Source organism: Paraburkholderia metrosideri (assembly GCF_904848625.1).
In the GTDB taxonomy this organism is placed as follows: domain Bacteria; phylum Pseudomonadota; class Gammaproteobacteria; order Burkholderiales; family Burkholderiaceae; genus Paraburkholderia; species Paraburkholderia metrosideri.
This window is the reverse complement of the sequence record NZ_CAJHCP010000017.1, coordinates 12721-27232: the sequence shown is the minus strand read 5'-3', so window position 1 is coordinate 27232 and position 14512 is coordinate 12721. Positions and strand designations below refer to the sequence as shown.

General features: G+C 61.0%; 12 protein-coding genes. 5 read left to right on the top strand and 7 right to left on the bottom strand.

The window, feature by feature from the left end:
* Positions 1-94 precede the first annotated feature (94 nt).
* A complete protein-coding gene (locus LMG28727_RS29755; RefSeq protein WP_201645917.1) occupies positions 95-1240 on the bottom strand; it encodes a branched-chain amino acid ABC transporter substrate-binding protein in 1146 nt (381 codons plus the stop codon).
* A gap of 480 nt (positions 1241-1720) precedes the next feature.
* Positions 1721-2824: an NAD(P)H-dependent flavin oxidoreductase gene (locus LMG28727_RS29750; RefSeq protein WP_201645916.1), complete on the bottom strand. Its 1104-nt coding sequence runs from the start codon at positions 2822-2824 to the stop codon at positions 1721-1723.
* A gap of 283 nt (positions 2825-3107) precedes the next feature.
* On the opposite strand from LMG28727_RS29750, the gene LMG28727_RS29745 reads away from it, so the two are divergent.
* Together LMG28727_RS29745 and LMG28727_RS29740 are read left to right on the top strand one after the other, a co-directional pair.
* Complete coding sequence (locus tag LMG28727_RS29745) at positions 3108-3806, top strand: dienelactone hydrolase family protein (protein ID WP_201645915.1); 699 nt, start codon at positions 3108-3110, stop codon at positions 3804-3806.
* Positions 3807-4050: 244 nt separating this feature from the next.
* A complete protein-coding gene (locus tag LMG28727_RS29740; RefSeq protein ID WP_201645914.1) occupies positions 4051-5568 on the top strand; it encodes an amidase in 1518 nt (505 codons plus the stop codon).
* Positions 5569-5632: 64 nt separating this feature from the next.
* Here LMG28727_RS29740 and LMG28727_RS29735 read toward each other — a convergent pair whose 3' ends face one another.
* The 4 genes from LMG28727_RS29735 to LMG28727_RS29720 all read right to left on the bottom strand — a co-directional run bounded on the left by LMG28727_RS29735 (position 5633) and on the right by LMG28727_RS29720 (position 10262).
* On the bottom strand, positions 5633-6925 hold the full coding sequence (locus LMG28727_RS29735; protein ID WP_201645913.1) for an MFS transporter: 1293 nt from the start codon (positions 6923-6925) through the stop codon (positions 5633-5635).
* Positions 6926-7179: 254 nt separating this feature from the next.
* Positions 7180-7491: a high-potential iron-sulfur protein gene (locus LMG28727_RS29730; protein ID WP_201645912.1), complete on the bottom strand. Its 312-nt coding sequence runs from the start codon at positions 7489-7491 to the stop codon at positions 7180-7182.
* A gap of 231 nt (positions 7492-7722) precedes the next feature.
* Entirely contained in the window at positions 7723-8829 is a 1107-nt protein-coding gene (locus LMG28727_RS29725) for an NAD(P)/FAD-dependent oxidoreductase (RefSeq protein WP_201645911.1), read from the bottom strand.
* A gap of 455 nt (positions 8830-9284) precedes the next feature.
* Positions 9285-10262: an AAA family ATPase gene (locus LMG28727_RS29720; RefSeq protein ID WP_201645910.1), complete on the bottom strand. Its 978-nt coding sequence runs from the start codon at positions 10260-10262 to the stop codon at positions 9285-9287.
* A 293-nt stretch (positions 10263-10555) separates the two neighbouring features.
* On the opposite strand from LMG28727_RS29720, the gene LMG28727_RS29715 reads away from it, so the two are divergent.
* Both LMG28727_RS29715 and LMG28727_RS29710 read left to right on the top strand, forming a co-directional pair.
* Complete coding sequence (locus tag LMG28727_RS29715) at positions 10556-11080, top strand: hypothetical protein (RefSeq protein WP_201645909.1); 525 nt, start codon at positions 10556-10558, stop codon at positions 11078-11080.
* 91 nt (positions 11081-11171) lie between these two features.
* On the top strand, positions 11172-11969 hold the full coding sequence (locus tag LMG28727_RS29710) for an endonuclease/exonuclease/phosphatase family protein (RefSeq protein WP_201645908.1): 798 nt from the start codon (positions 11172-11174) through the stop codon (positions 11967-11969).
* Positions 11970-12047: 78 nt separating this feature from the next.
* On the opposite strand, the gene LMG28727_RS29705 is transcribed toward LMG28727_RS29710, so the two are convergent.
* Positions 12048-13031 carry an aldose 1-epimerase gene (locus LMG28727_RS29705; RefSeq protein ID WP_201645907.1) on the bottom strand — a complete coding sequence of 328 codons (984 nt, stop codon included), beginning with the start codon at positions 13029-13031 and terminating at the stop codon, positions 12048-12050.
* Positions 13032-13370: 339 nt separating this feature from the next.
* On the opposite strand from LMG28727_RS29705, the gene LMG28727_RS29700 reads away from it, so the two are divergent.
* Positions 13371-14423: a LacI family DNA-binding transcriptional regulator gene (locus LMG28727_RS29700; RefSeq protein ID WP_201645906.1), complete on the top strand. Its 1053-nt coding sequence runs from the start codon at positions 13371-13373 to the stop codon at positions 14421-14423.
* The last annotated feature ends 89 nt before the right edge of the window (positions 14424-14512 follow it).

Sequence of the window (14512 nt, the reverse complement as noted above, 5' to 3'; positions counted from 1 at the left end):
CGCACAAAAGAAAAGGCACGCGGGCCTTTCGGCGCGCGTGCCCTTTAATCCATTAATCGAAGTCAGCGAACCCGCCGCCTTCGATCAAACAGATTTACATCTTCACTACGTCGAGCAGCGTCTTCTTGCCGGCCTTGTAGTTGTACAGCGAGATCACGCCGTGTTGAAGGTCGCCCTTCGAGTCGAACGTGGTTTCACCGATCACACCCTTGTAGTCCGTCGCCGGCATCGCTGCCAGGATCTTCGCCGGATCGGTCGAGTTGGCACGCTTCATAGCGTCGACGATGATGTACACAGCGTCATACGTGAACGGAGCGTAAATCTGGATCGGCTGACCGAAACGCTTCTGATACTTGGCGAGGAACGCCGGGCCGCTAGCCATCTTCTCGAGCGCCATACCGGCTTCCGAGCAGACGATGTTGTCGGTTGCGTCGCCGGCCAGATCCGACAGCTTGTCGGTACAGACGCCGTCACCTGCCAGCACCTTCGCGCGCAGGCCGAGTTGCTTGGCTTGCTTCGCGAACGGGCCGCCGGTGGCGTCCATGCCGCCGTACATGATCGCATCCGGGTTTTCACCCTTGATCTTCGTCAAAATCGCGCGGAAGTCGACAGCCTTGTCGTTCGTCGCATCATGCGACATCACGTTCAGGCCCAGCGACTTGGCGGTCTTTTCGAATTCGTTTGCGAGACCCTGGCCATAAGCGGTCGAGTCGTCGACGATCGCGACGCTCTTCACTTTCAGACCCTTCGCTGCGTAGTTAGCCAGTGCCGGACCTTGTTGCGCATCGGTCGCGACGACGCGGTACGTCGTCTTGAAACCTTGTTGCGTGTAGGCCGGGTTCGTTGCCGACGGCGAGATCTGCACGATGCCAGCATCGCTATAGATCTTCGAAGCCGGAATCGACGTGCCCGAGTTCAAGTGACCAACCACTGCGACGACCTTATCGTCGACCAGCTTCTGCGCGACTTGAGTTGCCGTGCGCGGGTCGGCTGCATCGTCTTGCGGATCGAGTTGCAGCGTGATTTTCTGACCACCGATCGTCAGGCCCTTGGCGTTGATTTCCTCAACTGCCAGACGCGCGCCGTTTTCGTTGTCTTTACCCAGGTGAGCGATACCGCCGGTCAACGGTGCAACGTGACCGATCTTGACGACCGTGTCGGCTGCCGCCGATGTTGCCAACGTCGCGAAGAGCATCGCCGCAGCGCTGATCGGCAACAGCTTTTGAATCTTGATGTTCATGTAAGTCTCCAGTTTCGGTCCCAAAAACAACGTAATCGCCCTGTGCCCCCGCTTCCCCAACACGTGTCGCTCAGTCCCGTGGACGACCACGCCGGTTGCATCGTTCATGCACTTGGCCAGTAAAGTTGCCGGGCTGTTTGTGGCAGGCGGCAAACCGTACTTGCGCGCAAGTGTAGGTGATCAAATTAATTTGTGGGGCTTTTTTGAGAAAGTGGGATGAACACTAATAGCGTTTATCCAACAGGTGTCGCGGACGACCCGGCAAACGGGCTGGAAAGCACCGGCCCATGCGGGTTTCCGCTATGTGAAGGATTCCTCTGACAGCACGCCGCGAGGCTTTTCTGGAGGGTTGAACCTGGTTTTAAAGAAGAGTAAATGCGATCTGAAGGCGGGTTAAACGACTCATGATTCAACTCGCTTTTCTGCTTAAAAAGGAGGCGCACCGCACGCTGCCGCACGATGCGCGTGACTCATGCCAAATCACGGCCTGAATGCGGCGATCCGTGCCGTTGCCGCATGCCATTCCTGTTCGAGTTGCGCCATCAATTCGGCGGCGCCGATCCCTTCGCGGCGCGTGCGGCCCAACGGCGCGCCCTGGCCCGACCATAACGACAGATAGTCGCTGTTTTGCGCGCGGCCCGCGTTCTGACGCAGTTCCTGCGTCAACGCGTTTTGCACGGGATACGGCGCAATCCTGTCGATGGATTCGCTCAAACGCTGCATCAACGGATTACGTATGCCGCGCGCATGCCGGCCGGTGATCGCGCGCGTGACGGTGGTTGACGTATCGGACATGGACCGTACCCGGGTTTTCCATGCCTGCGGGATCGCGCTCTCTTCGCAGGTGAGGAACGCCGTGCCCATCACCGCGGCCTGCGCGCCGAGCGACAGCGCGGCGACGATGCCGCGGCCGTCCATGATGCCGCCAGCGGCGAGCACCGGCAGTCCGGTTGCATCGACGAGTTGCGGCACGAGCGCCATGGTGCCAACCAGCGCATCTTCGAATGCGCCGATGAACGTGCCGCGATGCGCGCCCGCTTCCGCACCCTGCGCCGCAATCGCATCGGCACCGGCATCGCGCCACGCCACGCCTTCGGCGACATGCGTCGCGGTGCCTATTACATATAGGCCGTTGTCATGAAGGCGGCCGACATCGGCGCTGGAAAGCAACCCGAACGTGAAACTCGCCGCCGGCACGCGTAATTCGATCAGCATGTCCAGTTGCGCGCGAAAATCCGGCGCATAGCGTTCGAGAGGCTGGCCCGGCGGCAAACCGAGATCGGCCCGCAGCGGATCGATCGCTTCGAGCGCGCGGCGCACGGTCGCTTCATCCGGCGATGCGGGGTCGAGCACGAACAGATTGACCCCGAACGGGCGGTCCGTCAGCGCGCGAATCGCTGCGACTTCACTCGCAATCTTTTCCGGCGACAGCGCCGCGCCCGCCAGAAAACCGAATCCGCCCGCATTCGATACCGCGGCCACCAGTGCCGGTGTAGTGGCGCCGCCTGCCATCGGTGCCTGTATTACGGGAACCCGCATCTGAAAACGCTCGGCAAACGGTGTCACAAAACTGCCTTCGCTCATGATCCACTCCTGTTCAGCCACACGCTCACCATAGGGCGAGCCGACACTCTGAACTGTACCGACGCGGCTCCCGGCGGAGAAATGAATTATCGAGAACGTTTCAATCCCCTTACGAGAATCGTGTCACGCGCAAAGCCCGCAGCGGCCCTTTGCGCCCACTCCGGGCGCCACTGCAAGGCCAATCTTTTGATGGCAAACTAACCGCCCGCTTCAGGCATTCCGCCCTCTGGCGCTTCATCAAAACCAACCCCGCGCGGCACGGCGCGAGTCTAAGGAGAACAGTATGAGCACGACTTCCCGATGGATCGACATCCCCGCCGGCAACGACAGTTTCGGCGGCTATCTGGCGCTGCCTAAAGGTGGCAAAGGACCGGCCGTCATCATCATTCAGGAAATCTTCGGCGTGAACAGCCACATCCGTTCGGTCGCGGATCAGTACGCACAAGACGGCTACATCGCGCTCGCACCGGACGTGTTCTGGCGCGTGCAGCCGCGCGTCGAATTGACGTACAACGGCGCCGATCGCGACAAGGGCGTCGAACTGATGCAAAAGCTCAACGTCGACGAGGCGGTCGCCGACATCGGCTCCGCTGCGGCAGCATTGCGCGCAATGCCGGAAGTCACGGGCAAAGTTGCGGCCATCGGCTACTGCTTTGGCGGACGCCTCGCGTATCTGGCTGCGGCGCAAGGCTCGGTAGACGGCGCGGTCGCCTATTACGGCGGCGGCATCCAGAACCAGCTCGAACTGGTTCCGAACATCAAGGTGCCGATGCAATTCCACTACGGCGAACTCGACGCGCATATCCCGCTGTCGGCCGTGGGCGAGATTCAGGAACGGTTCGCAGGCCGCACCGATGTCGACTTCAACATTTATCCGAATGCCGATCACGGTTTCAATTGCTCGGACCGTCCGTCGTATAACCAGCGCGCCGCTGCGTTGGCGCACGGCCGCACGTTGACTTTCCTTGGCGAACGTCTGTAATTGGCGGCATTGAATTGCGCACTGATTGGCGCTTCTAAATCGGCATTAATCAGGTAGGCGTATCACTGTCCCGCTTGCAACTCGGGTACGCTGTCAAAGACGGTGTGTCAGTCAAACGGCACGCCGTCTTTTTCCATGCGGGTCCATCCGTGCGGCGGCTTGAATCGATTCGGGCTAACGCAACGCGCGCATGAAAAGCGGCTGATCCACACTCGACAAACTCAATAACGAGGGCCCATCCGACGTGCAATCAGACTATCTCGCCCATGACGCCATCGGCCTCGCCGAACTCGTGCGAACCCGCCAGGCCAGCGCACGTGAATTAATCGACATCGCGATCTCGCGCACCGAAGCCGTCAATCCCGCGATCAATGCGATTGTGCTGAAGGACTACGATGCAGCCCGTCAACGTGCATCGCGCGACGACGAGAAGCGGGCAAGCGGCGAAACGAGCGCAGATAGTACGGGCGCACAAGCGTCTCTCGCGGGCGTGCCCTATCTGATCAAAGACCTTGGCGCTCCCGTTGCGGGGTTACGCATGGCAATGGGCAGCCGTCACTATCGGCACTTCGTTCCCGCGCAGGATGCGCCGGTCGTCGCGCTGGCCAAAGCGGCCGGTCTGAATATCTTTGGCAAGACGAGCACGCCCGAACTCGGCCAGATGCCTTATACGGAGCCCGAACTGTTTGGCGCGTGCCGCAATCCGTGGAATCTGGACCATACGCCAGGCGGGTCGAGCGGTGGCGCAGCGGCGGCCGTTGCCGCGGGTATCGTGCCACTTGCGCATGCGTCGGACGGCGGCGGCTCGATCCGCATTCCGGCTTCGTGCTGCGGACTCTTCGGCCTCAAACCATCCCGTGGACGCGTGCCGCGCGCCGCACCGCCAGGCGCGGGCGACCTCGGCATCGATCACGCGGTGTCGCGCAGCGTGCGTGACAGCGCGTTGCTGCTCGACCTGCTCGCGGGGAACGCCGAACGTGCGCCCGGCGCGCCGGGTACTTTTCTCGGCGCGAGCCGCGAGCCATGCAACCCGTTGAATATTGCGTACGTGACCGACGCAATGCTCGCGCCGTCGCTGTCCGTCGATTCACTCGCGGCACTCGAAGACGCCGCGCAGCTCGCCAGTTCGCTGGGTCATAACATCGAGCCGGTCTCGCTCGGCATCGATTTCGCCGCGGTACGTCATGCGTTTTTGACGCTGTGGTCAGTCACAGCAGAAGATCTCGTGCTGAACGCCGAGCGCATCTCCGGACACAAACCGCAGCGCGGCGAATTCGAAATCTCGACATGGGCGATGGCGCATGTCGGCCGCAAACTCGGTGAGCGAGGGCTCCCCGCTGCGCTTGACGAACAACGCCGCATCACGGAACACCTGACCGATCTGCTGAACCGGTTTGACGTCGTACTGTGCGCGACACTCGCGTCCGCGCCGATCAAGATTGGCGAGATGCAACCCACGTCCGCAGAACGCCTGCAGATGCGCGCCGTTACCGCCATGCCGCTCGAAGCGCTGATGAAGAAACTGCTGACCGAAGCGTCGAACAAAGCATTCGCGTGGGCAGGATGCACGGAGGTGTTCAATCTGAGCGGCCAGCCGGCAATGTCGGTGCCGCTGTACTGGAATGCGCGTGGATTGCCGATTGGCGTGCAGTTCGCATCGCGCATTGGCGGAGAGGCGACGCTGTTGCGTCTGGCGGCACAACTAGAAGCCGCGCGGCCATGGTTCGACAAAAGGCCACCGTTGATGCAGGCGCGCAGTTAGCGGCTCAAACAATCGCTGCGAGTGCTGCACGGCAAGGCCAGAATCTGAACCGTTCTGCCACCCGTTACGCCGGTTTGCGCTGCGCGTCGAGATCCACGTGACGCTGCCCGGGAATACAGGCCACCGCGATAATCGACACCATCAGTCCGCCCATGACGTAATAGATTGGCGCGAGCGACGAACCGGTGGTGTTGATCAGCCACGTCACGACAAACGGGCCAAAACCGCCGAACACCATCACCGCGATGTTATAGGCGATCGATAAGCCGATTGAGCGCACGTTCGTCGGAAACAGTTCGGCGATCAATGCGCCGAACGGCCCGTAATAGCCCGACAGCGTGATCGACAGAAGCGCCTGCACGAGAATCAGCTTCGACACGCTGGGATAAGCGGCGAGCCACGCGAACAACGGGTAGATAGCCACCAGCGTAATCACCAGCGACCACAGCGAAAGCCCTTTGCGTCCAATTCTGTCGGACCATGCGCCGGTGAGCGGCGACAGCACGGTCAATAAAAGATTGCCGACGATCACCGCATAAAACGATTGCGCATAAGGCAGTTTCAGTTGGTTGACCGCGAAGGTCGGCAGGTAGCTGATCAACACATAGATCGTCACCGTGAGTGCAACGACGGAGCCGAGTCCGCACAGCACATCACGGCTATGACTCTTGAAGACCTCGCCAAGCGTCGCACGGGGCGCGGTTTTTTGTGCGAGCAGAAAGGCTTCGGAATCAGCCAGATGTCGGCGGATATAAAAGCCGACTGGCCCAATGATCAGCCCGAGAATAAACGGAACGCGCCAACCCCACGAATGCAATGCTTCAGGCGACAGGCCGCGCGTTATGACGCCGCCCACCAGCGCGCCGAGCAGCAGCGCCGCTGCCTGACTCGCCATCTGCCAGCTACCGTAAAAGCCGCGTTTCGAGAACGGCGCCGCTTCGATCAGTAATGCCGTCGAACTGCCGAACTCGCCGCCGGCAGAGAAGCCCTGCAACATACGTCCAACGACGATCATCAACGGCGCGCCAACACCGATTGCCGAATACGGAGGCGCGATAGCCAGCAGCAGAATGCCGAACGTCATCAGCGCGATGACCAGCGATAACGCCGCCTTGCGTCCAGCGCGATCGGCATAGAGTCCGAGCACGATGCCGCCAATTGGCCGCATCACGAAAGCGACGCCGAACGTCGCGGTGGTCAGCAGCAACGACGCGTAGTCATTGCTCGCCGGAAAGAACAATTGCGCGATCACCACCGTCAGAAAACCGAACACGGTGAAGTCGTACCACTCCAGCGCATTGCCGATCACGGCCGCGACGACGGCCCGTGTATTGAAGCTCCTTGACGCAGGTGACATTCGAATCTCCAGCCAGCGGAAAGAGTTCCGAGTCAGGCCGTTTCAGACGCCATGACGCTTCGTTAGCGTGCGCAAAAACTTGCTAGCGGAAGGGGTCGAATTCGAGTGTAAAGAGCGCTTGTGCGGTTTTCAAGGGACAAAAAGGCGTCGTCCGCGCGAGACGGATGACGCCTTCGCGGCTGACCGCCGGCAGTGCGTATTCATGTTGCGGCGCTTCCCGTCCGACATCGAGGAGGCGCCACCTCAAAGCGCCGTTAGCTCTTCTTGTTATATGCGCTGCACCAACCCTTGCTCGCGACCTGCTTGCCCGCGAACATCGGACAACCGCCGTACGCGTCGGTGGCTTTTGCCTGGTAGAAGCTGCAGTTGCCGCAGTCCTGGCCGGCTGCGTATTTGGCGAACTTCGCCTTGTCGACCTTGCTTGCATCCGATTTATAGCCGAGCGCCTGGGCGGTCGGATCGGTGTCGGCCACTTTCGGCGCATCGGCGAAAGCCTGGCGCGACAGCGCGAATGTGGATGCGACGCCAATGCTCGTAATCAGAAACGTACGACGGGATGATTTCATGGGGGACTCGCTTGTTGGTATTGAACCGATCGCTGTTCTTCGACAGCGGTCCCCAAGGATAGCAATGAAGCCGCCGTGCGTGACGCTCCAAATGCTGGAGATAACCGAATTGGTAGCTAGGCTGTTCACGTGCCGACGTCTGCGTAGCGGGTCACGCTGCGCTCATGCAAACGGATAGCGAACCGGTGCGGCAAAACGACAACGAACAGACGCGAGTAGCTCGCACTTTGATCAGGCGCGGCCGCTCAACTCGCAAACCCGCTGCGCAATGGCAAGCGATGCAGTCAAACCAGGCGACTCGATACCGAACAGATTAACCAGCCCACGCACACCATGCGCGGCCGGTCCCTGAATGACGAAATCGGCGGCAGGCTCGCCCGGGCCCGACAGCTTCGGGCGAATACCCGCATACGCCGGTTGCAATGCGTTATCGGGAAGCTCTGGCCAATACGCGCGAATCGCCGAATAGAAAGACTCCGCGCGACGGGGATCGACGTCGTAATTAATCGCATCGACCCATTCGACATCGGGACCGAAGCGCGCCTGGCCACCGAGGTCGATGGTGAGATGCACGCCGAGGCCGGCTTCGTTTGGCATCGGATAAATCAGACGACTGAACGGTGCGCGCCCCGAAATGCTGAAATAGTTGCCGCGCGCCAGATAAAGCGGCGGCACATGACGCGCATCGAGCCCGCGAATTTTGCGGGCGAGCGAATTCGCGTGCAATCCGGCGCTGTTGATCACACACGCGGCGCTGATCGTAATCGGCGCATCGCCGCCGACCGTGACAACGAAGCGGCCGTTGCTGGCAGCGATCGCCTCCACCGGTGCGTGAAACGCGCACACCGCGCCATCGCGTTCGGCGTCGCCCTGGAGCGCCAGCATGAACTGATGACTATCGACAATGCCCGTTTGCGGAGAGAACACGGCTTCGACGCACTCGAGTTTGGGTTCGAGTTCTTGCGCCTGTTCACCGCTGATACGCATCAGATCGAGCACGCCATTATCGCGGCCCTTGGCCATGATGCTTTCGAGCTGAGGAATCTGGTTGCGCGACGTGGCCACCAGCAATTTGCCGCAACGCGAATGCGGCACGTTATGCTCGACGCAGTAGTCGTAAAGCATCTCGCGACCACGTACGCAAAGCGCCGCCTTGAGCGACCCGCGCGGATAGTAGATGCCCGCGTGAACGACTTCGCTATTGCGCGAGCTGGTGCCCACGCCGATTGCCTCGGCAGCTTCCAGCACGATCACTTCGCGTCCTCGCGCTGCCAGGGCGCGTGCCACGGCAAGACCGACCACACCCGCGCCGATCACAACACATTCGATTTGATCCATGTCCCTTGACGCGGCCAGATTCGCCGCGCGCTGCCTCGTTCAGCGGATAAGAAGAAGACAGGATGCGGCACTCGATTCTTGCAAACCGCTCGTTGCCATACGCACCTGCCCTTGCACAACCGTTGCGCGAAAATTCCGCGACGCCGCGCAGATAGAAATGCCCGCAGTCTGGGCGACTGCGGGCATTCGGTATGGGGCGCGTCTGAAGCGTATCGGTTGGACTGATTCATTCAGTGTACGCCGTCGAAGGGTCTAACGCTTGCTTCGTTGGAGCCCAATGCATTTGTCGAGCATCAAAAAACAGGTCGATTGATCGCACGCACTCATCCCATAATTGGCAATAATTGCCAGTGCATTCATTTATTTTCAGTAAAGACAACCTGTTTTTTCTGCCGAAAAAGCCTTGAAAAAGCCGCCTCAATCGCAGATTTCGTGCGAAAAATAGGCAAAAAACCTCAAAAACCGATCGGTTTTCGCCGATTTCCGTAGTCCAGGCGAATATCGCCAGATTCGATCTGGTCGCGTCCCGCAATCCGCGCCGAACCAAATCCATTCAGCATCGCGCGACGCATTTCTCGCGGCGAGGCCAACCTCAGCGCGTCGAGCGCATCGTCGCCGAGTACCTCGGGAAAACGCAGGCCCCAGTTGTGCGCCGAGCGGATCTCGTCGTAGATCGCCTGCGCGATACGCCGCGCGCCGTCGCGATCCGGCGGCGGGATCTCGTAGACGTTCATCCGGTTCAGAATCGGCTCGGGAATCGAGCGCTCGTCGTTCGCCGTCGCGATCCAGATCACGTTGCCCGCGTTGATCGGAATCTCCGCGAATTCGTCGATGAAAGTCTGCGCAGTGTCGTGCTCCAGCAGCGCGTACAACGCGCCAAGCGGGTCGTACTGCGAGTCGCCGGTGGCCTTGTCGATTTCATCGACGGCGATCACGGGGTTCGCGTAGCTGCCGTTCACGAGCGCCTCGAACACCTTGCCGGGCTTGGCGTTTTTCCATTGCGACGATGCGCCCGACAGAATCCACCCCGCCGTCAGCGAACTCATCGCCACATATTGATAAGCGGTGCCCAGCAGACGCGCCAGTTGCTTGGCAAAGTGCGTCTTGCCGATGCCGGGATCGCCGAGCAGCAGAATAGGCATCAGTTCGAGCCGGTCTTCGGTTTCGAGACACAGCGCGACCTGCTTGCGGATGTCGTCGAGCGGCGCTGAAAAATTGGGCAGCGCGTCGATCAGATCGTCGATCGACGGCATCCGGTTCGGCTTCACGCAAAAGCGCAGGTTGCCGGTTTTCAGCATCTTCTCGTACGTCGCGCGCAGCGCCTCGTTCGCGCCGTCGCCCAGATCGTTCAGCGCGGTTTCGACCTGATCGAGGTCGTACACCCGACTGAATGACGCCACGGCGATTTCCTGTTTGACCATTGCTGTTGTCATCGCTTACCCCGTCTGGCTGGTGCTGCTATGACGGCGCCTGATGAGCACCGTTTCAAGCCCAGTGTAGCGAGGACATATTCCCGTGCAAGCCAGCAGTCTCATGGCTCTGCTGCTAACGGCATGGCTGGAACATGGCGGCGGCGACAGGTTGTTTTCGCCAATAAGCGTCCTTATCTGAAATGGATTGTTGCTGAACCCGGCCCCGTTTGACGTGTCAGAAAATCGTTGCCCCTATCGGGGGTAAGATGGCCCTTTGACGCCTCGGGCCGGCGCAGTGACCGGAGATTCCTTCTATGTGGAAAATCAGTATCGTGGCCGTGCTGTTCGGCACTTCGTTGCTTGCAAACGCGCAACAACGGCCGCAGCCGCAGGTCGTGCAATGGCAGTTGCAGGTGATGCGCGACGGCCAGCAGATCGATTCGTTCGACGGCACCACCACCGTCGGCCAGGCGCGCACGGACACGCATCACAAGATGGTCCAACATAACGTCGGCTGTAAGGATCAGCCGGGCGGCAGCATCGATCTGTCGCGCACGTTGACGGTTTCGCCATTGCGCGCGGACGCGAACCAGGTGACGCTGTCAATCGACACGCAGGAAACGCTGGAAGACGACGCCGCGCAGCAAACCGACACCGGCTGCAAATTGCCGCCACAACCGCGTCAGGTGAACGCGAGCCATCCGGGCTTAATTGCGCCGGCCGGCCAATGGGCGAGCTGGACGATCGTCGACAAAAATCCGAACCTGGTCTACCGCGTGCGCGCCAATCTCACGGACACTGGCAGTGCGGCCAGCGACGCGGCCAACAATGCAAACTGATATGAGACCCGCGCGCCGTGACGGCAGCCACGAGGCAAGCAACAGCGCGCGTCAATCAAGCCCTCAAAACAGAACACGTGGATAACGCGGCATGCGAAACCCAGAAGAATTGATCCGCGAGAACCTCGCGCCGAACGATTTCGTCGCGGTGAGCTGGAACCTGCACAAAGGCCGTACACCGTTAGGTTTTCAGGCGTGGCAGGCCATGCAGCGCTGGGTTCAGTCGACTCACGCCGACGCCTATTTCCTGCAGGAAGCCATGGCGCGGCGTATGCCATCGCCCGTGCTGGCCAGCAGTTTCGGCGCGCCGATCGACGATCCTTTAAACGACGTCTGGCATTGCCAGGCCACCGAGATCGCCCGGGCGCTGGAACTCGAAGTCGCGCTTGGGCCGAATGTGTTCAAGCCGTCCTGGAGGCACGGCAATGCGATTCTGTCGCCGCATCCGCTCGACCTCGGCGGACGCTGGGACATCTCCGCACATCGCTTCGAGAAGCGTGGTCTGCTGGTAGCGCGCGCGACTTTCGGCGGTCACTCGGTCACGCTGCTGTGCGCGCACCTCGCGCTCACGCGGCCGGCGCGTCTGCGGCAGATGCACTGGATCGCGAACTGGATCGAAAAGGAAGCGCCGGAAGGCCCGCTCGTGCTAGCCGGCGATTTCAACGACTGGCGCAACGACTCGGTGCCGCTGTTTCGCGAGCACGGTTTGCAGGAAGTGGCGACCTTGCTGGGAGAATCGGGCCGCACGTTTCCGGCGTTCTCACCGGCGCTCGCGCTCGACAAGATGTTCATACGCGGTATGCAACCCGTCGAATGGATTCAGCCGACGCAGGAAACCGCGTGGCTGTCGGATCATTTGCCGTATATGGCGCGGTTGCGGGTGGAGTGACCGGGTTGGCGTCAACGGAAAGGGGCGGCATATGCCGCCCCTTTCCTTTTGTGTAACGCCACAAGGAGTCAACCGCCGTCACGAAGCCCGCAGCGGCGTCCACGTTAGCGTCGCGGCAATCTCCTCGCCCGGCTGCAACACGCAGCCGCCTACCTGTTCGCGCTGACCTGCGGCATTGAACGAATCGGTAGTGTTCGTCACCGGTTCCACACACAGTTGCGGATCGTTGGCCGGCGCGAAAACCACCATGTGATCGAACGGCGCTTCGGCGGTCATCGTCAGTTGACGGTGTTCGTCGGGCCATGCAATCACCGCCTCGCGCGACCAGTTGGCGAAGTTATTGTCGAGGTCGAACGCATCGGCCGACATGCCGTCGCGCAGCGCGTCGACCGCGGGATGCGGACCAAGATGCGTCGGCAACACGTCGGCGTCGGCATGCCACATTGCCTGCACGTTCGCATGCACGCGGGTCTGCGCGGTGCGCGGATAGTACGGGTGATGCCCCATCCCGAACGGCATGGGCCGTGAGCTCAGGTTTTGCGCGGACATCGTGATGTGCAGCGCCCCGTCACGCAACTCGACACGCTGTTGCGCGCGATAACGAAACGGCCAGTCGCCCGGCACGCCCGCGTCCGGTTGGTGTTCAAACTGCAACTCCACCGCGCTTTCCGTGCGCGCGCCGACCTGCCACGGATGCCGCCACGCATTCCCATGCAGCGCATGCGCGAAGCGAAGGTCATTGCCGGTCAGATCGACGGTCGCGCCGTCGAACTCGAAACGCGCGTCGCGAATCCGGTTGCAATACGGAAACAGCGGAAAACTCGCCATCTTCAGCGGATCGCGCTCAACAAACGCTTCCGGCACGGCGGGCCGCAGCCAGTGCAGCGGACCGTCAGGCGTGATTTCGTAGAAAGCCGCAAGCGCACCGCCCACGTTGGGCGCGAGCACGGCTCGCAGCGCACCGGCCTGCAGAGTAACAAGCCCGGCTGCAATCACGGGATCGTCGAGCCACGCGAGGTCGGTGGCAATCGTTGGAATTGAATTCAAGGAAACGTCGCGCATGGTCAGAAGAGGCGAGGCCTCGGGCGGATGGCGGCAAATACGCGCATCGGTGTCTCCTGTAGCGTGCCGCGCACAGCGCGCGGCCGACGGACTTATCGGAGTCCGCGCGACCGAGAATCGCACGACAAAGCCCATTGGTCAATATTATTAGTAATAAATTTCTCTTACCGGACCTCTCCGCACTACGCATAAAAGTCCCAAATGGCGGGTTAGCGCGCGTTGCCGCGCGCATATTATTAGTGGTACCGTCAGCATCACGATGCCCACGGCATGCCCCTGCTTTCGCGCCGCCACAGCGCGGCCCGCCCAATGAAAAAATCGACTCAACGACGTCCGACCATGACTGACATCGCCAAGCTCACTGGCGTGTCGCAATCCACTGTCTCGCTAGTCCTGAACAACGCGACCGGCGCGAAGTTCTCCGAGGCCACCCGCAACAAGGTGCTGAAGGCCGCGCACGATCTCGGCTACCGGCTGTCGCTGCGCGAACCGGTCGCGACATCGACGGATGAGCGCAATCTGATCGTCTACCTCGCCGACGAAATTTCAACCAGCCCGCACCCCGTGGTGAATGCCGACGGCGCGCGCGACGCCGCGTATGCGGCCGGCAAAATGCTGGCCGTCTACTCGACGCACGGCAATGCCGACATCGAGAAGCAGGTGCTCGACACGGTGCTCACGAATCCGCACGTGTTCGGCGTGATCTACTCGACGGTCTACACGCGCAAGGTGACGCCACCCGCAGCGCTATCGCAGATTCCAACCGTGCTGCTGAACTGCTACACGGGCGATGGCGGGTTTTCGTCGGTGGTCCCGGCGGAGGTCGCGGGCGGTCATCTCGCCACCGACTACCTGCTGCAATCCGGGCATCGGCGGATCGGCTTTATCAACGGCGAACCGTGGCAGGACGCGTCGAAAGATCGCCTGAAAGGCTATCGCACCGCCCTCGCCACCGCTGACCTGCCCTACGCGCAAGAACTCGTGCGCGACGGCGACTGGAGCTCGGGTCTCGGCTTCGAACTGACGCTTTCGCTAATGCGCGAAGCCAATCCGCCCACCGCGATTTTCTGCGCGAACGACCTGACCGCGATCGGCGCAATCGAAGCGTTGAAGCAACTCGGGTTGCGGGTGCCCGAAGACGTGTCGGTACTCGGCTACGACGACCAGGAAATCGCCCGCCACACGCACCCCCCGCTCTCCACCGTCGTGCTGCCGAACTACGAACTGGGACGCTGGGCCGTCGAAACCCTGCTACAGGAGGAACACAACCGCGCCGCCGGTGCGCCGGTGCGTCACCGGATGGTCAAGCTCGATGGTCCGCTGGTCGAACGCGCATCGGTCAGGGTAATTACCGAGGCAAAAAAACCAATAATTAATATTATTAGTGATTGACCGATAATAATTCTGAGTGGAATAATCGGCACGTCCGGTCAAGCACAACGGCGCGACCGGCAACAGAAACACAAAAGCAAATACACACC